Genomic DNA, 17,522 nt, shown 5'->3' on the forward strand with positions numbered 1-17,522 from the left:
TTTTGAGGTAAGGAGAAATGAAGTATGAAATAGTGAAAGAGCTCGATAAAGGGGAGTTTCGTCGACTAACAGGAGTAAAGAGATCAACATTTAACAAAATGGTAGGGATTTTATGTGAAGAAAATAAAAAAAAGAAAGCCAAAGGAGGAAGGAAAAATAAGCTAAACGAGGAGAATATGCTGCTCATGGTATTAGAATACTTACGAGAATACCGTACATATTTTCACATAAGTCAAAGTTATGGAGTAAGTGAAAGTACGGCATATAAAACTGTAAAATGGGTAGAGGATACTCTAATACAACACCAAGATTTCGCATTGCCAGGACGAAAAGAACTCCTAAAAAGCGACGTGAAATATGAGATTTTGGTGATTGATGCAACGGAAACACCTGTAGAGAGACCAAAAAAAAGCAGAAAAGATTTTATTCAGGAAAGAAGAAAAAACATACGCTAAAAACACAAATAATTGCAGAAAAGAAGAGCAAGAAAATTATTTGTACGTCATTTTCAAACGGGAGAAAGCATGACTTTCGGCTTTTCAAGGAGTCAAAAGTGCATGTATCAGAAGGTATAAAAGTTTTAGCCGATGCTGGCTATAGAGGTTTTCAGAAAATTCACAAAAATGTCGAGTTGCCACACAGAAGGATGAAAAAGAGTCCCTTAATTAAGGAAAAAAAGGTAGAAAATCGGGAGCTAGCAAGCAAAAGAGTAGTAGTTGAGAATGTAATTGGTCTGTTAAAAAGATTCAAAATTATTGCAGACAGATACCGCAATCGGAGAAAACGTTTTGGCTTGAGATTCAATTTAATAGCAGGAATTCACAATTTTGAGCTGTCTATATGAGTTTCGAAAGAGGTCTAATGTAATTGGTCTGTTAAAAAGATTCAAAATTATTGCAGACAGATACCGCAATCGGAGAAAACGTTTTGGCTTGAGATTCAATTTAATAGCAGGAATTCACAATTTTGAGCTGTCTATATGAGTTTCGAAAGAGGTCTACTCAAGATTAAAATCTCATTCGATTTTTTTGAGTTGCCCATTCCATAACTCCATTTGGGTTCAATGATGTGATGTTCTGTATACATATCCCGTATTTCCTCACAATCATTATATGACAGAACCCATCCATCACGAGTCGACAAAAGTTTGGCAAGTCCTTCGTGGTCAAAATCTCTACCTCTTCTTCCGTATAGTTTTTGATCAATTAAATAAGGAGGATCACAATATAAGAAATCATTTGCGTGTTTAGGAATACTTTTTTTAAAGTCAGCTAAATTCACAGTAAGATTTTTAATTGAGAATTTTGCCAATCTTTCTATTGAACTTAGTGTAAAACGTGGGTGGCCTGGAGACATACCGCCCGACAATGTTGTACCGCTGAAAGATGAGCGATTTAATGCAAAAAATGCTGCTGCAATTTCAATTCTATCTTGCAAGGTGAAAAATGTTTTTTGTAAGTTATAAAACATGGTAGATGTCATATTTTGATACTTCCGCACCACCTCTGCAAGGTAAGAAGCATCTTCTAAAAGCACCTGCCAAAATCTTACTAATGGTTCAAAGGCATCATAGCCATAAACTTTTGTTCCTCTGCTGGCTAACGCTAACTCTATTGATCCTCCACCTATAAAAGGGGAGCAAAGCGTAGATAACTTTTTTGGAATATATTTATTAATAATTTGAGAAACGGCGCGACTCTTACCTCCAGGGTAGCGAAGAGGAGATTTTACAAGCAAAATTTGTTTCCTTTTCTTTATTTGCTACACTGAAAATATGTCTGCATTAGAAGTTGCCAATCAGCAAGGAAAATATATCCAACGTTTATAGAATATCTTCCTAGAGCTAACTCATGATTTGACATAACAATTTTTTTCTGTTATAATTTTTAAAATATATAAGGGCTAAATAAATTGACTAGTGAAGAAGAATTTGAGGAAGAAGCAATGATTATGATGCATGCTTCTGCTGAGAAAAATCATCTTACCACAATGAAAATTTTTATAGAGAAATGGAAGTGGGATCTTCATGCAAGAGATATAAATGGTCGTACTCCCTTACATACGGCTGTTACACATGGTAATTTTGAGATGGTGAAATATTTAATAAAAAAGAGAGCGGATGTGAGTGCTCCTGATTATAGCGGTGAAACTCCTTTACATGAGGCTGTATTTTTTGCTAATTCACAAGGTAATCTTGAGATAGTGAAACATTTGATAAAAAGTGGAGCAAATGTGAATGCTCGTGGCAGAAATGGTAATACCCCCTTACATGAAGCTGTACTTTGTGCTGATAAATATTGTGATGTTGGAACAGTGCGATGCTTAATAGAAAATGGGGCAAATGTGAATGCTACTAATAAAGATGGTGATACTGCCTTACATATAGCTGGTTATATGAAATACTCTGAAATGATAGAGTATCTTGCAAAAGCAGGAGCTGATCTAACCATTAAAAATAACAAAGGATTGAACCTTATGGCTCAATGTCTTGAGCTATATGATCAGAGTATTTGTAAAGATACGGGAAAAAAGGTGTAGGAAAAGTGGCTGTGTAAAAATATATAATGTTTATAGACTCTTTTCTTTAGTGCGTAATCTCTCTAGTGCGTAACTTTGTTGGACTCTTCTTTTTGCATCACTTAATATAAAATCGTTTTCATAACTTTTTAATTGCTCCATTCTTGTTTTCATTAGAAGTTGTATTTTTTCACACTTCTTATACAATTCTTGGTATTCAATATAACTCAAGACAAACTCCGCATGAGAGCATATATCCTCCAGTACTGCACCATCGTCGAGGTATGTCACGATATTAGTTAGAGCTTCTTCGAATAAGTCCATAGCCTTATTTAGAACTACTTTTTCCATACCTTGTCTTTTTAACATAAACCGTATATTACTTTGAGCGACTCGATGAATACTTAACACGAACCCACTTTCTTTGGTATAATCATTTGATATCTTACTAACAAATCAATAGCAGAACTTACGGAGTACTCAAAGTTATCATTCTCCTCCTCATCATCATAATCGTATAATCCGAACAATATTGCTGCAGGAAAATCATATGATCCACAGTAAGCCATAATATTTAGTATTTCTAAAGCTAATTCTCCACATTCTTTATTACCTTTTATAGCCTCCATTGTCTTTGATTGGGCTATAAAAGTTTGATGAACAATATCATCTGTTTCCGGATCCTGATCGAAGTAGTATACCATAGCATCTTTTTGATCTTAAATTATAAGTATAACTTAAAAAAGTAGTGTGGTCAATTGATGTGCACCTGAACAACTAAGGATTTAGCATATACTAAAACTAGTTTATATTTGTAATAAATGGCACAAAACTAAGCTATTCTCTGGAATTTTGTTTAGAATTTTCCGCTACTTGCTGAATCGATACATCTTGAATTTCTTCTTCCGGCTTGTTTGGTTCAGCTAGAGTTGACTCTTCTTTAGATTCTGCTGCTAATTTGCGTTGTTTGATAAATTTCTTTAGTGTTTTGACTGCGATAAAGTTAATACTGAAAACACATGCAGAAGTTATGGCTAATGCTGGCAAGGGAGCTAAACTGAATGTTGGTAAAATCGCCACAATCGTACTAGCTGTCAGTAAAAATGCTAATCTTTTGCTCCCTATTATCTTGTTTTTCTTGGACTTTATGGGGTTTAGGCTTTTTATTTTCCCTTTTAGCTTTTTGAAGCCTTTTTTGAACACGTTGCTTTTTTTTAAGTCTTTCTCTACGGGTTTCGTTTTGAAGCTTTTTATTTTTTCTTTTATTCCTTTTTTATCTTTTTTGACATTTTCTACTTTAGAGGTCTTCTGCTCTAGTGCCATCAACTTTAGAGGTTGCTCATGTGGCGGTTTTGGCTTAGCTTCTTGCCCCTTAGTCACAGTTTTATGCTTTTTGGGCGAAACTATGTTTTTTAACCCTTTCTTTGCTTTGTGGTATAATTTCTTTAGTTTGCTTGGCATCGTTTATAGTTCAATATTGCAGAATCTATCTATTGCTTCCTGGTTGTCCTCTATCATTGCATTTGCCTCTTGCTGAAGACATTTAATATTTTTTGATGTAGTATTATCCATCTTAGCCGACGCTATTGTCAGTTGTGATTGTATTCTTATGTATCTATCACCTATTACTTGATTCATTTGATAATTTACGCAGTCCAGTCCAGAGGCAAATATTACGTGTAATAGTGGCTTTATCCACCCTATTTTTCCCAATCTCTTTGAATTAGTTATACTTTTGGTTGTTCTTCCAGTACCTATTGATAACAGGATAATGTTGTCATTTGGAAATAATCTCTTGCCACTTGCATATGCACATGCTGCCGGGTTATTGGCAAACACCCCTCCATCTATCAACATTCTTTCTTCTTGATTGATTTTTAAGTATTTAGGGGAGAAATAAGTTGGTGCTGCTGTTGTAGCTCTGAGTGCATCTTTTAACTTGATGAAATTCCTGTTTTCTCTCCAACTTTTAAGGAAAAATGGACAGTTGTTGTGTATATCATAACTGGTAAGCAGTAGATTACTTGAAACATCAGCAATAGTACTTTCGCCGAAGTATTTATCGAGCACGCATTCTATGTTTTTATACGAATATTGTGCACCATTTAGCCAAGAAGCTATTGATTTTCTCCATAAAGATGATTTGAAGATGTATGGCCCATACTCCTGGTAAAGCTCAACTAAATCATTTGCAGAGTATTGAGGATTTCCCCGTTCATCTTTCTTACACAATCCAGCAACAACAATGCCACCAGTTGAAGTACCAGCCATCAGATCAAAGATTTCTGCTACCTTTTTTCTTGATCTTTTTTCTATTTCTGCTAGTATTATGGCTGGTATTATTCCTCTTATGCCTCCGCCGTCAACGGACAAGATATATTTAGTCATTGTGAAATGAAAATTTAGATAAAGATGTTAAGATTTAATTTTCCCGCTTAAAACTTGTAATTTAAACTCATCTAGCTCCTCAGAAAGATTTTTTATTCTCTCCTCAAGCCGGTATACCGTAACGGTCAATCCGTTGTTCTGCTCTATAAATTTATCATGCATGTGTACCCGTAAATCTAGCTTGGCAAGCCACCAAATTGTTGCTACGGTCTGTATTACTATAGTGATAATTACTGTTATTGGGATTTTTTGATTTTGCATAATGATTTAAAACGTAAAGTTATTATGGATAGTTACTTTATAGTAACTACTTCTCTGATTTGTACTGTTCCTCTGCTCTAGCCAGTAACTTTATTATTTCTTTATAAGGTTTGTTTTTATCGTGTCGCGATGCCATTACAGCCATTTTTCTAGCTCCTTTTCCGTCATTATCTTTTATGTTAGGATTCGCACCTTTTTCTAATAAGAACCTTACAACTCCTAAATGCCCTTCACCTGCAGCATGATGTAAAGCTGTCCTTTTAAAAGCATTCTTGTCGATTGCATTTATATTTACTTTCTCTTCTACTATTAAAAATTTAATAGTATCTAAGCATCCTTCTCTTGCTGCATAATGTAATGCTGTTTCGCTTAAGTTTGGTATTATATCTTTTACTAAAAATCTCGTTGTTTCTAAACTACAATTTACAGTAGCTACTTGTAGTATCTTTCTGTAATTCTCGTTAGCTTTGGATTTTTGGTAGCAATAAGTAATAACAACACATACCATTAATATCATAAACCATACAAAATGTAGTTTATCTTTTTTATCACACTTCAGTTTGTTCATACTTGGCACACAGTTCCTTCATATTAAACAGATCATTTACTCATTTTTTCTTAACATCACTTACTCAAAGATGCTGACAACATAGTAAGGTAACCTGAGCTATTTAAAGTATGCTCCGCTCTATTAACTATCCATTCACCATCTATATCTTGATTGAACCCTACAAGATTAAGTTTTGCCTCTGCAAATAACTCTGGATTACCTGGTATTGTCATTTCTAAAGTCTCATTATTACGCTGTAGTTGTTTAAATCTGGCATTTGCTGCACTTAATGCTGATTCTGCATTTGGATAAATTGTTTATATAGGGTAACTTGGTTCACCGCTACCTACTGTTTCTGATATGGGTTCTCCCTTCTCATAGCTATACCATTTTGCTATCACTGAATTATATTTATCACGTACAGTAAAATGCACTTTCCAATTGATTGTATCTTGAGGTCTAATAGTCGTTGTTCCTAAAGCTTTTCCCGTTGCTGATTTTGCTGCGCCTTTTGGAATAAACAATACGTATCCTCCTGCCAGTTTTGCCATGGCTTCCCGCTCTATAGCTATTCTAGTTAACAAATTTATATCACTTTCTTCAGTCTGATCAATGTGTGGTATCAATATATCTTTAAATTCTTCAGCAACTTTGTACCCATATCCATGTTTATTTGCTATTTCTTTGACTAAATCAACTAGTGTAATCTGATGCCATTCCCTAGATACTTTTTCCTTTAGTGATATCATCAAATTTGTTGCATGACCTTTGATCATCAAGGTTTTTGGTGGACTTTGCACCGTAACTTCATTGACTGTATATACACCTATGGGTAGTACTCCTGTTTCTCTATATCCCAAAGCAATCTTTAGCTCTTTTGGAACTTTTATGTTATCATCCCTGTAATCAACACATATTTCAGCTATATCTTCTATAGTCCCTGATTCATCAGTAATATGCATTGACACTAAGCGATCTTCTGTTAATTCATACCCTTCAATGACAAACTCTGGCTGCATTTTATCCCCAAATCTTTAAGGTTGATTTCTGTAGAGGTTTCTCAATTACAGGCAGCTTAATTTTCAGTCCTGCTGGCAAAAAACTACCATGTTCTGCAAGTCCAGGGTTTTCTTCTAATACTATTTCTACTGCTCCTGAAGTAAATCCATAGTGCTTCCAACAAATATAGTCCAACATGTCATTCTCTTTTGTCGAGTAATATATAGTCATGAATAACGACTTAAACTTAAATTAAATTCAACTTTTTTCGGCAGTCCACAAGGGAAAAATGACGTTCGCTTTTCTTCAAAACGAGTAATTACAAATTGTCCTAAAACATTTCCCATGCCATCAACTAAAGTGCGGGGTATTTGATTTGCTTCTGCTTCTTTCATATTCTTTAATTCACTTAAATTACTAAGATAAATAACCCCTTCTAGGTCTATATTTTCTGCCCCTCGGCCAATGTTCTGTAGTAACTGCTTGCCAATACACTCAACCACACTCCAACGCTTCTCTTTGCTATACTTTAAACTCGTTGGGGAAATTTTATATGGACCAAGGGATAGCATCAGTAAATGGGATCTACCGTATCAAACATAACATCTCGTGATTTTTCTCTTATTCTTTTTATTACTGTATCAGCAAGACTACGTACATCTTGATTAGGCTCTGCTTTTATACTTATATTAAATGTGAAAGTTTGATTGAAAATTTTTGATTCTTTTTGTTCACATTTACATTTTTCACAGTCTTTTAAAACTTTCTCTAAGTCATCCGCTACAGAACTTTTTTCCTCAATAACGCTACCGATTTTAGTATTTCCAATAATACTCTTTCCGCTTTCAGAAATTTCCTTATTATTTAATAAAGGGTTTCCATTACTCAAAACATTACTTTCATTGCCAATTTTTGTTTCTACTGGTGTCTCAAATGCTTTTAGCGGACTATCATTAAACAATTTTCCTATACCAATCCAATTGAAAAATTCTCCTATAGGTTTTACAATTGATTTCCAGATGCTAGAAAAAAAGTCCTTCACCTTTTGCCAATTAGCGATTACAAGCGCTGCACCAACTGATAGTCCAGCAACAACAGCTCCTATAGGATTAGTAACCATGGCTAGCGTTAAAGCTTTCAGTCCCATAATTACTGCTGGAATTACTCGTGCTGATAATGAAGTTAATACTGGCAGAAGTGTTCCATGCAAAATAGCCTTAAAAGTTAGTATTCCACCTCCAGCCAATGCAAATGCATAACCAAAACCTACTACTGCAATCTTACCAATAATAAGAGCTGAAATTATGCTCATTATTCCTGTAGTAATAACTGGAAACTTTTCTGCAAACCGAGCTATGGGGTTAGTTATCTCTCTTAGAATATTACTTATCCACTTTAAAGGAGGTAGCATTACTGAGCCCAGGTTCATTCCTACTTCTGCTATTGCATTCCTCAGTAGTCGTAAATTATTTGCTGTAGTTGCTGCACGATTGTTAAACTCTTCTTGCATGGACTTTTCAAATTTTTTCTCGTCAGCTAAATGATTTATGGCATCTTTATAATTCTTTAAGCTTCCAACTAGTAATGCAATATCATCTTGATATTCTTGACCAAAGAGATCGAGAAGGATTTGCGAACGTTCCTGTTTATCTACCTTCTCCAGAGTTTCAAAAAAGTAAAGTAGTGCGTCTTGGCCATTTCTGCTAATCCTTTGTGTCATCTCTTCTGCAGTTATTCCCACGTCTTCCAATGCTGCTTTAAACTTTTTCCCCTGTCCCTCAGCGGTCTGGAGTTTACTAAGTAGAGCGTTTATTGCAGTAGCAGCTTTTGCTGGTTGTTTACCTAAACTAATAAAGGCGTTTACTAAACTACTTGTTTCCTTAATATCAAGACCAAACTGTTTTGCACTACCACCAACTATAGCTAATGCTTTAACCATATCTCCTGCTTTAGCAGCACTATTATCTGAAAGGTGATTTATAATATTACCTACCCTTTCCATGCCTGCTACTTCAATTCCATAAACATTGGCAAGTTTAGCTATGGAATCACCTGCTTCTTCTGCAGACATATCGAATGCTGTAGACATTTTAGCTACTGTTTCTGTGAATGAAAGCAGTTTCTCTTTTTTAATACCAAGTTGGCCGCCACTTGCAGCTATTTGTGCTAACTCCACAGCCGATAGTGGTATTGTACGGGATAATTCCTTTAATTTCTGGCCAAATTCTGCGGCTCCTTGGTTATGAGCTGCATCATCCTCAGCAAATCTCACTACCTTCTTAACATCAGCCATAGCACTTTCAAAGTCAATTGCAACTTTAATTGGAGCTGCAAGTGAAAGCCCTAGTCCTATAGTCTCCATTACTTGTGATCTATAATGCGCTTTTTTTGCCAAGGCATTTTGCTGTTTTTGTATTACAGATCCTAGTTTACTGTATTTCCCTTTTAGTACTTCAATGGATGAACCAAGTTTAGTTTGATCCCTCACTAAGGATTTAATATCTTTTCCACTTTTCCTTACTTCTTCATTTAATATGTGAAGTGCATCTCTCTTTTTAATATAAGCCTCTTTTGCCTTTGATGCCGATGCTTTCAATTTTTCAAATTCGTTTCTCAGTGCTTTGCTTGGTTCTTTTTTTTCCTTCTTCTCTTTAGCAATTGCTGTAGCTGATTCTTTCGCTTTCTTCTCCGCTTCTTTCCAATTCTTCATGGCTTCAAGGGCATCATGATTTAATTGCTTAAATTTGGAGACTGATTTCATTGACGAATCAAGCTGCCTTATACTATCACCCAGCTTAGAAAGCTTAGCTGTACTACCTATCATTGCGCTATTAAAGCTACCATCTAATGCAGCACCTATCTTTATTGAAAGCATTGACATTTCTTTGTTACTCCTTCACTTACTTCTAACCATTTGAGAAATTCTTTTATACCCATATTAATAATCTGCTCAATTCCACTTCCTGTTATTGAACTAAGCTTTAAAACATTGAATCTTAAGTCCTCTGTTCTAAAGGCGACAAAAAATCTCTGAGTACCTTTTGTATTTTTACATAGTCTTTGATACGCAATTTCTCTATTGTCTCTCTTGGCATAGATGTTAGGTTAGCAGCTAAAGCTACTTCTTTTCTGGCTTCACCTTCTACACACTCAATAGCCAGCAGATCTCCCACTGTAGGCTCACGCATAGATAATTCTGAAACAGAAATACCATCAACTGTTATTGAATTATCAAGTTTTACTGTTTTCATATTTTTTCTCCTATAAATAAATTAAATCCCTAAAATCGTTTGTAGCAAGGCCATTTGATCAACACCATTAACCTTGCAAATCATATTCTCAGCATCGATTTCGATAAGTTCTCTAGCACCGATAGTAAGTTTGTAATAATGCGCAGCTACGGTACACTTCAGCGTTGCTTTTTCTGCCGGTTTCCAACTGCCAAAATCAAATTCTCTGAATATGCCTCTAAGGTTGATAATTACTCCTTCAATATCATTACTTCCACTGCCTTGAAGACCACCCCTTAGCGTCAGAGAAACCGAATTCCCATCTATGAGGCCAAAAAGCCTAAAAAGCTCTGAATCATATTCGGCAAAAGTAAAATCAGCTTCAAGTTTCTCCATCCCCATATCGATATTTATTGGAATATCCATACCACCAGCTCTATATTCTTCAGTTTTTATGGTAAGTTTTGGCAAGGTTATTTCATCTATTTTTCCTGCATAACCCCTACCATCAACGAATACGTTAAAATTCTTTAAGATTTTTGGCAGCATTTTCTCTTTCTCCTTTTTTTCTCCCCTTACAGTATTTCACTATTGATCAAGTGTGATCTGAAAGTGATCTGTTCTGCTGGATATGGTGGTGTAAACTCAAAGTCAAAATATACTTTCCCGCTTGCAATGTTTGCCGGTGTATTGAGCTCTGGAGTTGCATAACATCTTCCACTGATAATCGCTCCTTGTGCTTTTAAACTTGCTAGGTAGGAATTCACCCCCTCAATCACATCATCTATATAAGTTTTGGTGATATTTCGATCAACTGCCCATAGATGAGCTCGCAGTAGACTATCATTGATTAGATCTGCAGTACGCCTTACTGATAGAAAAGCCCATTTTGGATCATCTGAACACGTTCTGTTTCCCCAGAGCTTGTAGCCATTTTGGTGGATTATCGTTGTTACTTCATTTTCATTTAAGTGGTTTGCTCTACAACTTGTATCACCTAAGGTAAAATCAATAGCTCTGCTTGTTCCAACAATACCATTTATCTCTTTATTTGAAGGTGATTGCCAAAAGCCTTGTTCACTATCTACTTTGGCTATTAAACCGGCTACAAATGGGCTAGACGGCAAAGTTTCTTCTTTTCCATTGTTAAACACTTTTACCCAAGGATCAACTACGTAAACTCTTGAATTACCGATGCTTTTTCTCCATCTTATTGCTTCTTCATCATTGGTATTTGGACCATCTGCTACTATTATTGCTCTTAGCTTTTCTGCTATAGGAATTAAAGCGCTAACCACTGGGTTTCCAGCATCTCCAGGCAATTGATGAGTAAACTGAGGGGCAATTAGTATTCTTGGGGCAACATGGACTATACTTTCACTGCTTAAGAATGCTTGAATGCCTTGATATTCCCCAGTTTCTTCATCAACTCCTCCAATTACATTGCTGAGCGTCTCTTCTTCTTTTAATTTCTCATCACTATCTTCACCTTCCTCAACTCGAATCACTACTACTGTTGCACCAACCTGGGAAAATATTCCATTTACTGCAGAAGGTAGTGTTCCACTTTTCCCAAGTTTTGCTGCCTCTTTTAAGCTTCCTGCTATTAATACTGGACTATTGAGTGGAAACTTTTGCCCGTCAGCTTCCGGAGCAGTACCAATTACACCTATCACTGATGATTTAGCTGTGCGTACTGTTTTTGCTCCAGAGGTAATCTCAATAACATTTACCCCATGTAAAAACTGTTCTGTCATTTTTCTCCTTGTAATGTTGAATTTCGGAAAGTGGATAGAGAAAAGATACCGTTGTTAGTCAACAAAAAAGTCATAAAAATTCTCCAAATTGCATAATAAAATCAAAAAATACTTCCAACTGTGTAGCAGTATACAGATTATAGTTAGTGGATATGTTGATAAGTAAATTAGTTACATATAAAACAGCAGAAATTTACTTATCAACATATCCACTAACCAACAACATTCAATAAATTTGTGTAAGATGCCATTTTACATAAGATGAATTAGAAGCATTTTTTGATTTTAAAGTACTAAACCTTCAGTTAACCTTTTAGCCCTATAGTTCTTGATATGATCTGGATCAAAGGCCTTTTTTGAACTTAAAACACCAAAAACTATATGAAATAACTTACGCATTGCAGCACCAACTATGGCCATAGCATGCTTGCCTTTCTCTTTTAATCTTTCGCAAGAAGCCATAATGATAGGATTATGCTTTTTAGCTGCTATAGCAGGAAAGTACATTGCTTTACGTAATGTTCGTGAACCGGTTTTACTTAATCTGGGCTTGGCATGTACGGATGAGCCTGATGTTATATTTTGTGGTATAGTTCCAGCATATGCTGCCAATTGCCTAGCATTTATAAAGGCTTTTATACCAGGAATTTCAGCTAAAATAGCTATTGCTGTTTCCTCTCCTATTCCTGGAATAGTTAATAGGAGTTGAAAATCTTCCAACAATTCTTTGTGTTGTTTTAATAGTTCGCGTATGGAGTTTTTTATTGTTTCTATTTTTTGCTCTATGTTCATTGCAAGGTCTTCCCAAGCATTTGCAACTTCTTTAGGCAGTCTCTCTTTCTTTTCTAAATGATTATTTGCTAATGTTAACTCATCCTTTAACGCATTTGAGCAACGATAAAGATGTTTTAATTTTTTCTTTTCAGGAGAAGGTGGTGTCCAACGAGAAGGTTCCTGTCTTTGACAATAATCTGCAATAATCTCTGCATCAGTCTGGTCATTCTTTTGTCGTGTAAGCTTACTTTTTGCATAAAATCTTATGCAAGCTGGGTTTACAACACTAACGAAATATCCAGCGTTGTGGAGGAACTCAGCCAAAGCTTCGCTATAACAACCAGTGGATTCCATGCAAGCTTTTACTTCTTCTACGTTATGTTTTTGTAGAAAGTTCAGTAGACCTTGAAACCCAGTATCATCATTTTTAAATTTCCTTTTCCTAGTTTCACGTTTTCCTTTTTTGCTTATGAATGAGAGAGAAACATCAAAATGTTCTTTTGAAACATCTATACCTAAAAAGTTGTTGATCATATATAACCCCATATGTTACCATTAAAAATGAAAAGTAAGGCTAACCTTGTGAATACAGAATTAGAACCATTTGGTCTTTCTAAGATACCGTCCAGCCTCTACTTTTGAGAAGGGAACTCTTTTCTTTTCTACAGATTTTATATCTAAGGAATCTCCCAGAGTTCTTCCCTTCTCCACCTAATGCTTAAGCTTAAAAACACTAGATGCTTTTTTCAAGATACAAGGTTTCTTTATTTAGCTTTCTAAAACCTTTTGCATTTTTTGCTTAAAATCGTTGAGAAAATTCTGCAACTCTTCTTTATCTTTGATTTCCTTGATTTTCTTCTTGGCTAAATCTTCAAGCTCTTCACATTTGATTATTGCTTTTACTGCTTTTTTGGCTTTTTCCTCGATTATCTTTGCCATTTCAATAACCGGGATATCACGGACTTTTGCTAAAGGTTCTATGATTTCTGCATCTTTTTCGTCTATAGATTCTGGTGCTGCTAGAATGTTCTCTGCGGCTTTTGCTTGTATTTCATACGACTTAGACTTCTGATGAGAAGCTCCTGCGTATTGGTGAGTATAGTTATTAAAATAAGAACGCACACTATCAAGTGCAGAAAGTTTCGCAGTTTCCAATAATTCCAGCTCAATATCCTCTTTACTCCTTTCAACAATTTTCCCTCCTTCAGTTAAACAATAACTCTTTTGCCAGTCGAAATTCTTTGGCGCTTCATACCAATCATTCCCTGTTGGCTTACTTTCAAGCGTTGTTGTTTCTACTTGTTTGTTATTTTCAAAATGAATATAAATTGGCATTGGTTTTCTCCGTTTTCTGGTATCAATTCCAGATTTTGTGGGTGGCGTCAAATCCTGGGCATTGCCAAGCTTTCAGTGTTCTCTCTTACGTAGACGCTCCTCTGCAACTAGCGCATAAAGATCTCTTATTCCACTCTTCATTGCTTCGAGTTCATTCATCGGTACAGCATGGATAGCATTATTCATTACTTTCACCTTTTCTTTTTCCCCGGTTTTCCACGTTTGGTGAATGTAGCAGAGTAAAAGTTGTCCGCTAGGTGCTTTTGGCATTGATGGTTTCCAAGGATGAGCAATTCCCTTGATTCTTCTTACCACTCCTTTTGCATCTATGGTAATTAAATCAAAGCGTGGCATTTTCCAGGTGTAATCAATCAGAACCAAGCTGTTATCAACTGCACCTCTTACTTTACATCCCTCTTCGCTTATATCTTCAGGACTTACATGAGTGCGACAGCGGTAGGTTATCAGGTAACTACTTCCAGGTGCTGGTTCTTTGCCAGGTAATGACCAATCAACGTTTCCTGCGTTTAGTTTGTAATCTATACTGTTTTCGTAAATAACATTGCCTTGTTTAACTTGAATAATCTCAAGCACTGCAGAATCAGGTATCGGATCAACAGCTCCAGAGTATGAACCATGAGTAACAGCAACTGTCTTTTGAACAGTTATATCTACCTTTTTAATTTCGCTGATTGGAAAATCATTAACTTTCAGTTCCATTACTCTTTGGCTATTTGGCTGAAAAGTATGTGGTTCTGATTCAACTGCTTTTATATCTGGATCTTCATCAAAAGAAACACGGATACTGTGAGGAAGTTCAATCTCATAGCCATCAACATGAGCTTTACCCTCATTAATCACAAATGTTTTCGCCCCTTTTTCGCCTTTTTCTTCTCTCTGCAAAAACATTACTTCTAGGCCATTTACGACGTAGGAACCATTTGCTTCTTTGTCATAACGAGCAAGAGCAGTGGTCACTATGTTTGCTTGTGGTGGCGGTGAATGCTCTACCAACACTCCGTTTTCAATGTTGTAAATTGGATAAAATTCTCCACTTGCAGAAAAAGGGGAAGAAACACTCTCTGCTTGATAACCCCAAATGGTGGAAACTTTAAGCCTTGCAGCTCCAACTTCTTGATAATTACGCGTACCAACTGCAGGATCACGAAGATTTTCATCCTCAAGTTCTGTGATGGTAGATAGGGCGAAAAAAACACCTATGCGAACTGTGGTATTTAGTGGAATAGTAAATTCTTCCTTTTCAACGCTTCTAACTGCTCCACGAAGGTAAATTTTTCCAGCTTCAAGTGTAACTTTTTCCCCATCTATGATGCAATTAGCCCCAGTTATAACATCACCATCACGGAATATCGCATCTCCTATGCCTTTAAGCCTTGAAAGAGCATAATCTTGAATCTCATTTAATTCTGCTGACTGCAAACCTCTTCCTGCAAGGAACAAGCTTTTCTCGTATTCTTTGTCAGAGCGATTGTAATAGCTACTCAAAGTCATCTTTTTCCCCTTTTTCTAAAACGTCACAACAAATGAAAAAGTTTCCCGGGTTGCTGCAGTTCTAATGAGTGGTACTGTATGTTCCAAAACCAACAAAATCCCCGGGTCTTCTATATCTTGTGGTTCAAAATATCTCTGTCCTGGGGGCACTTTCCCCTTTACTTTAGTACCAACCATAACCCCAAGTTCCCTTATCACTTGATTTGCTGCGTCCGTGAAATCGAAAGTAAACTTGAGATAAAGATTATTGGTTGGTACAGCGGAAGATTTAAACCTTCCGGAGGGAGTAACAAGCTCTCCATTCTCATCACCTGTGCAGAAGAGAACCTCATCAACAACACGACGTCCAACTTCCTTGAGTAATGTTGTAGAAGTAATGAGTTCTGGTGGTGTGTCTTGAGTGTACTCTATAGTCACTGCACCATCAACTGGAATAGCGCTATTTTCCGTACGTTTAATCGCACCAGCAACTGTATAATCAATACCTGATTGATAGGTCGTTTGCCCGGTAAAAACTTTTACGTCTTTAACGGGATGGTAATCAAGCTTTATTTCGCCATTAAGGGTGAAAAAATTCTCTACTTTATGGCTACTTTCCCAATTGGCATTACCACTGCCCCAGGCAAGATGTATAACTTGCTCTTTTATACTTGCTGCTATTGCTGCTCTTCCTGTTTGGGTAAGGATTGACACTACTAAACTACCTCATTCAACGGTCTTCCTGGACTTCAAATACCAATTTTCTTATCAACCTGAGTATCTGCTATACAAATAGATCTGCTGTCTTTTTGCTTTGGTCTTTTACAAGCCCCCTTATATATATAAGTTCAACTTTTTTCAGAAATATGTTCACTTTTTTTGCAATTCTTTTTTTTGCCATAGATTTTTGTTGACTAATTTTTAATCTACTTTAAACATAGTATCTTTACTTTATAGGTATGGTAAATTTTCATCCTAGTAGGGAATTCTGGGAAAGTAGTTTAGAAATGCCTGTATCTTCTCTGCTCAAGGACTTTCAAAATCCAATTTTACGTAAAAGTTGGCTTAATTCTCTTTCTGGTAGACAATTAACTGTTATTTTTCTTCACCTTTTTAAAGATCAACAAAATGCACAATTATTTAAGGAACATGAGCTTTGGAAACATGATGATATTCCAACTCAACAAAAACGTAAGATGCTCACTGATGTCTCTGAATCTCTACTTAATTACTATTTAGTTAGTCATTTTAGCAATTCTAAATCAGAGTTAGCTATAACTGAAGTAGCAAAGCCCATATTGAACTCAGAACTATATCTATTACAAAATAATAAATATGATAGAAAGTCTCTACTTTTTACCCTCTTTATCACTGATCCTAATCTATTAAAACAGGTCTTTCATTTCAATAAAGTTCAAAAGAAAAGTTTTTCGCCTTTTATTTTAAAAAACCCTCCAAGACAGCGGTCTACTTCGTTCAAAGATTTCTTATCGAATTCAGTATTACAGGAAATATTAACACACCATGATCTTTCTAGAGATGATGGTTTCATAAGCCAATTCCAAGGATTTTTTCATCATCAAGACCGCATCTATTTGTTCACACGTCGTGCTAGTGATTCAGACCTAATACTTAACTCAAATCAAGTAGTTCATGGCTACAAGCCTGATAGGATTATTCTTGACTTTTCCTCTAATGCTAATCAAGTAAACTTGTGCACCAAAAATATTAAACACGGTTTAAAAATAGCAAATAGCATTGTAAGTCAGTATTTTGAATATGAATGCTCCTTTGTTGATGTACATAACCACAATGCAGTTGCACAGGTACGTACATTTATAAGTTCATGCGTACAAAAATCAATACCAAATGTTAGTATGTATGAATTAAGGTTTATTTCGTCTAAACCTCGAACTTATCTTACCTTAACTACCGATAATATTGAAGAGGTGCTGCAAAAGATAGAGCCTGTTGTTGGTAGTGTATTGCATGATATTTCCCTTATCCAACATGTTAAGGTGATGTTTGAAAGTAAAAAAGTTACTTTATCTTTTCAAGCAAGTATACACGACCCAAACTATATAGCAATTAACTATTCAGAGCACGTGCTTAATAAAAAAGAACGTGAAGATTTTAAATCATTGTTTAAAAATATCTATGGACTTACCATCTTGTCAAAAGCAAAATCCAGCTACCTACAGGCAAATAATTACTGACCTA

General features: G+C 35.8%; 21 protein-coding genes and 2 pseudogenes. 4 read left to right on the forward strand and 19 right to left on the reverse strand.

Annotated features, from left to right (window positions below; translation table 11 throughout):
* Positions 1-17 precede the first annotated feature (17 nt).
* Both ACICQD_RS04175 and ACICQD_RS04180 read left to right on the forward strand, forming a co-directional pair.
* A protein-coding gene (locus tag ACICQD_RS04175; RefSeq protein ID WP_395461446.1) for an IS5 family transposase occupies positions 18-844 on the forward strand; the annotation gives its coding sequence in 2 pieces (ribosomal slippage) (positions 18-405 and positions 405-844; 828 coding nt in all).
* 22 nt (positions 845-866) lie between these two features.
* Positions 867-983, forward strand: a pseudogene (locus ACICQD_RS04180) (IS5/IS1182 family transposase); the annotation flags it as partial.
* Here the strand turns inward: ACICQD_RS04180 and ACICQD_RS04185 are convergent.
* A complete protein-coding gene (locus ACICQD_RS04185; RefSeq protein WP_395461622.1) occupies positions 976-1,737 on the reverse strand; it encodes a DNA adenine methylase in 762 nt (253 codons plus the stop codon). The pseudogene ACICQD_RS04180 and the gene ACICQD_RS04185 sit on opposite strands and share 8 nt — an antisense overlap.
* Positions 1,738-1,911: 174 nt before the next feature.
* On the opposite strand from ACICQD_RS04185, the gene ACICQD_RS04190 reads away from it, so the two are divergent.
* A complete protein-coding gene (locus ACICQD_RS04190) occupies positions 1,912-2,538 on the forward strand; it encodes an ankyrin repeat domain-containing protein (protein WP_395461623.1) in 627 nt (208 codons plus the stop codon).
* Between the two features lie 30 nt (positions 2,539-2,568).
* Here ACICQD_RS04190 and ACICQD_RS04195 read toward each other — a convergent pair whose 3' ends face one another.
* The 18 genes and pseudogenes from ACICQD_RS04195 to ACICQD_RS04280 form a co-directional block, all read right to left on the reverse strand.
* A complete protein-coding gene (locus tag ACICQD_RS04195; protein WP_395461624.1) occupies positions 2,569-2,868 on the reverse strand; it encodes a hypothetical protein in 300 nt (99 codons plus the stop codon).
* 53 nt (positions 2,869-2,921) lie between these two features.
* Positions 2,922-3,221 carry a hypothetical protein gene (locus ACICQD_RS04200; protein ID WP_395461625.1) on the reverse strand — a complete coding sequence of 100 codons (300 nt, stop codon included), beginning with the start codon at positions 3,219-3,221 and terminating at the stop codon, positions 2,922-2,924.
* A 133-nt stretch (positions 3,222-3,354) separates the two neighbouring features.
* Positions 3,355-3,978: a hypothetical protein gene (locus tag ACICQD_RS04205; protein ID WP_395461626.1), complete on the reverse strand. Its 624-nt coding sequence runs from the start codon at positions 3,976-3,978 to the stop codon at positions 3,355-3,357.
* A 3-nt stretch (positions 3,979-3,981) separates the two neighbouring features.
* Positions 3,982-4,905 (reverse strand): patatin-like phospholipase family protein, encoded by a 924-nt coding sequence (locus tag ACICQD_RS04210; RefSeq protein ID WP_395461627.1) that lies wholly within the window; start codon positions 4,903-4,905, stop codon positions 3,982-3,984.
* A 27-nt stretch (positions 4,906-4,932) separates the two neighbouring features.
* Positions 4,933-5,166, reverse strand: a complete 234-nt coding sequence (locus ACICQD_RS04215; protein ID WP_395461628.1) for a hypothetical protein — start codon at positions 5,164-5,166, stop codon at positions 4,933-4,935.
* A 46-nt stretch (positions 5,167-5,212) separates the two neighbouring features.
* Positions 5,213-5,734: an ankyrin repeat domain-containing protein gene (locus ACICQD_RS04220; RefSeq protein WP_395461821.1), complete on the reverse strand. Its 522-nt coding sequence runs from the start codon at positions 5,732-5,734 to the stop codon at positions 5,213-5,215.
* Between the two features lie 56 nt (positions 5,735-5,790).
* Complete coding sequence (locus tag ACICQD_RS04225) at positions 5,791-5,949, reverse strand: hypothetical protein (protein WP_395461629.1); 159 nt, start codon at positions 5,947-5,949, stop codon at positions 5,791-5,793.
* 84 nt (positions 5,950-6,033) lie between these two features.
* Complete coding sequence (locus ACICQD_RS04230) at positions 6,034-6,735, reverse strand: phage tail protein (protein WP_395461630.1); 702 nt, start codon at positions 6,733-6,735, stop codon at positions 6,034-6,036.
* A gap of 1 nt (position 6,736) precedes the next feature.
* On the reverse strand, positions 6,737-6,946 hold the full coding sequence (locus tag ACICQD_RS04235) for a tail protein X (RefSeq protein WP_236514450.1): 210 nt from the start codon (positions 6,944-6,946) through the stop codon (positions 6,737-6,739).
* The gene (locus tag ACICQD_RS04240; protein WP_395461631.1) at positions 6,943-7,287 is read right to left on the reverse strand and encodes a phage tail protein; all 345 of its coding nucleotides are present in this window, start codon (positions 7,285-7,287) and stop codon (positions 6,943-6,945) included. Before ACICQD_RS04240 ends, ACICQD_RS04235 begins: the two co-directional genes overlap by 4 nt.
* On the reverse strand, positions 7,287-9,596 hold the full coding sequence (locus ACICQD_RS04245) for a phage tail tape measure protein (protein ID WP_395461632.1): 2,310 nt from the start codon (positions 9,594-9,596) through the stop codon (positions 7,287-7,289). Before ACICQD_RS04245 ends, ACICQD_RS04240 begins: the two co-directional genes overlap by 1 nt.
* A gap of 115 nt (positions 9,597-9,711) precedes the next feature.
* A complete protein-coding gene (locus ACICQD_RS04250; protein WP_395461633.1) occupies positions 9,712-9,966 on the reverse strand; it encodes a phage tail assembly protein in 255 nt (84 codons plus the stop codon).
* A 21-nt stretch (positions 9,967-9,987) separates the two neighbouring features.
* Positions 9,988-10,494: a phage major tail tube protein gene (locus ACICQD_RS04255; RefSeq protein WP_395461634.1), complete on the reverse strand. Its 507-nt coding sequence runs from the start codon at positions 10,492-10,494 to the stop codon at positions 9,988-9,990.
* A gap of 26 nt (positions 10,495-10,520) precedes the next feature.
* On the reverse strand, positions 10,521-11,702 hold the full coding sequence (locus ACICQD_RS04260) for a phage tail sheath subtilisin-like domain-containing protein (protein ID WP_395461635.1): 1,182 nt from the start codon (positions 11,700-11,702) through the stop codon (positions 10,521-10,523).
* Between the two features lie 285 nt (positions 11,703-11,987).
* Positions 11,988-13,010, reverse strand: coding sequence for an IS110-like element ISWen2 family transposase (locus ACICQD_RS04265; protein WP_395461636.1), 1,023 nt, complete (start codon positions 13,008-13,010; stop codon positions 11,988-11,990).
* Positions 13,011-13,244: 234 nt separating this feature from the next.
* Positions 13,245-13,811, reverse strand: a complete 567-nt coding sequence (locus ACICQD_RS04270) for a hypothetical protein (RefSeq protein WP_395461637.1) — start codon at positions 13,809-13,811, stop codon at positions 13,245-13,247.
* A gap of 87 nt (positions 13,812-13,898) precedes the next feature.
* Positions 13,899-15,323, reverse strand: a pseudogene (locus tag ACICQD_RS04275) (DUF4815 domain-containing protein); the annotation flags it as partial.
* A gap of 15 nt (positions 15,324-15,338) precedes the next feature.
* Positions 15,339-16,016 carry a hypothetical protein gene (locus ACICQD_RS04280; RefSeq protein WP_395461638.1) on the reverse strand — a complete coding sequence of 226 codons (678 nt, stop codon included), beginning with the start codon at positions 16,014-16,016 and terminating at the stop codon, positions 15,339-15,341.
* Positions 16,017-16,309: 293 nt separating this feature from the next.
* Between ACICQD_RS04280 and ACICQD_RS04285 the strand changes: the two genes are divergently transcribed.
* Positions 16,310-17,518 carry a hypothetical protein gene (locus ACICQD_RS04285; protein WP_395461639.1) on the forward strand — a complete coding sequence of 403 codons (1,209 nt, stop codon included), beginning with the start codon at positions 16,310-16,312 and terminating at the stop codon, positions 17,516-17,518.
* The last annotated feature ends 4 nt before the right edge of the window (positions 17,519-17,522 follow it).

The organism is Wolbachia endosymbiont (group A) of Therophilus tumidulus (assembly GCF_964277345.1).
Taxonomy (GTDB): Bacteria; Pseudomonadota; Alphaproteobacteria; order Rickettsiales; family Anaplasmataceae; genus Wolbachia; species Wolbachia pipientis.

Bases quoted from the DNA above. Each gene is read 5' to 3' on its own strand.
- ACICQD_RS04195 (WP_395461624.1), bottom strand. From the start codon at position 2,868: ATGGAAAAAGTAGTTCTAAATAAGGCTATGGACTTATTCGAAGAAGCT.
- ACICQD_RS04200 (WP_395461625.1), bottom strand. From the start codon at position 3,221: ATGGTATACTACTTCGATCAGGATCCGGAAACAGATGATATTGTTCAT.
- ACICQD_RS04205 (WP_395461626.1), bottom strand. From the start codon at position 3,978: ATGCCAAGCAAACTAAAGAAATTATACCACAAAGCAAAGAAAGGGTTA.
- ACICQD_RS04210 (WP_395461627.1), bottom strand. From the start codon at position 4,905: ATGACTAAATATATCTTGTCCGTTGACGGCGGAGGCATAAGAGGAATA.
- ACICQD_RS04215 (WP_395461628.1), bottom strand. From the start codon at position 5,166: ATGCAAAATCAAAAAATCCCAATAACAGTAATTATCACTATAGTAATA.
- ACICQD_RS04220 (WP_395461821.1), bottom strand. From the start codon at position 5,734: ATGAACAAACTGAAGTGTGATAAAAAAGATAAACTACATTTTGTATGG.
- ACICQD_RS04225 (WP_395461629.1), bottom strand. From the start codon at position 5,949: ATGACAATACCAGGTAATCCAGAGTTATTTGCAGAGGCAAAACTTAAT.
- ACICQD_RS04230 (WP_395461630.1), bottom strand. From the start codon at position 6,735: ATGCAGCCAGAGTTTGTCATTGAAGGGTATGAATTAACAGAAGATCGC.
- ACICQD_RS04235 (WP_236514450.1), bottom strand. From the start codon at position 6,946: ATGACTATATATTACTCGACAAAAGAGAATGACATGTTGGACTATATT.
- ACICQD_RS04240 (WP_395461631.1), bottom strand. From the start codon at position 7,287: ATGCTATCCCTTGGTCCATATAAAATTTCCCCAACGAGTTTAAAGTAT.
- ACICQD_RS04245 (WP_395461632.1), bottom strand. From the start codon at position 9,596: ATGTCAATGCTTTCAATAAAGATAGGTGCTGCATTAGATGGTAGCTTT.
- ACICQD_RS04250 (WP_395461633.1), bottom strand. From the start codon at position 9,966: ATGAAAACAGTAAAACTTGATAATTCAATAACAGTTGATGGTATTTCT.
- ACICQD_RS04255 (WP_395461634.1), bottom strand. From the start codon at position 10,494: ATGCTGCCAAAAATCTTAAAGAATTTTAACGTATTCGTTGATGGTAGG.
- ACICQD_RS04260 (WP_395461635.1), bottom strand. From the start codon at position 11,702: ATGACAGAACAGTTTTTACATGGGGTAAATGTTATTGAGATTACCTCT.
- ACICQD_RS04265 (WP_395461636.1), bottom strand. From the start codon at position 13,010: ATGATCAACAACTTTTTAGGTATAGATGTTTCAAAAGAACATTTTGAT.
- ACICQD_RS04270 (WP_395461637.1), bottom strand. From the start codon at position 13,811: ATGCCAATTTATATTCATTTTGAAAATAACAAACAAGTAGAAACAACA.
- ACICQD_RS04285 (WP_395461639.1), top strand. From the start codon at position 16,310: ATGCCTGTATCTTCTCTGCTCAAGGACTTTCAAAATCCAATTTTACGT.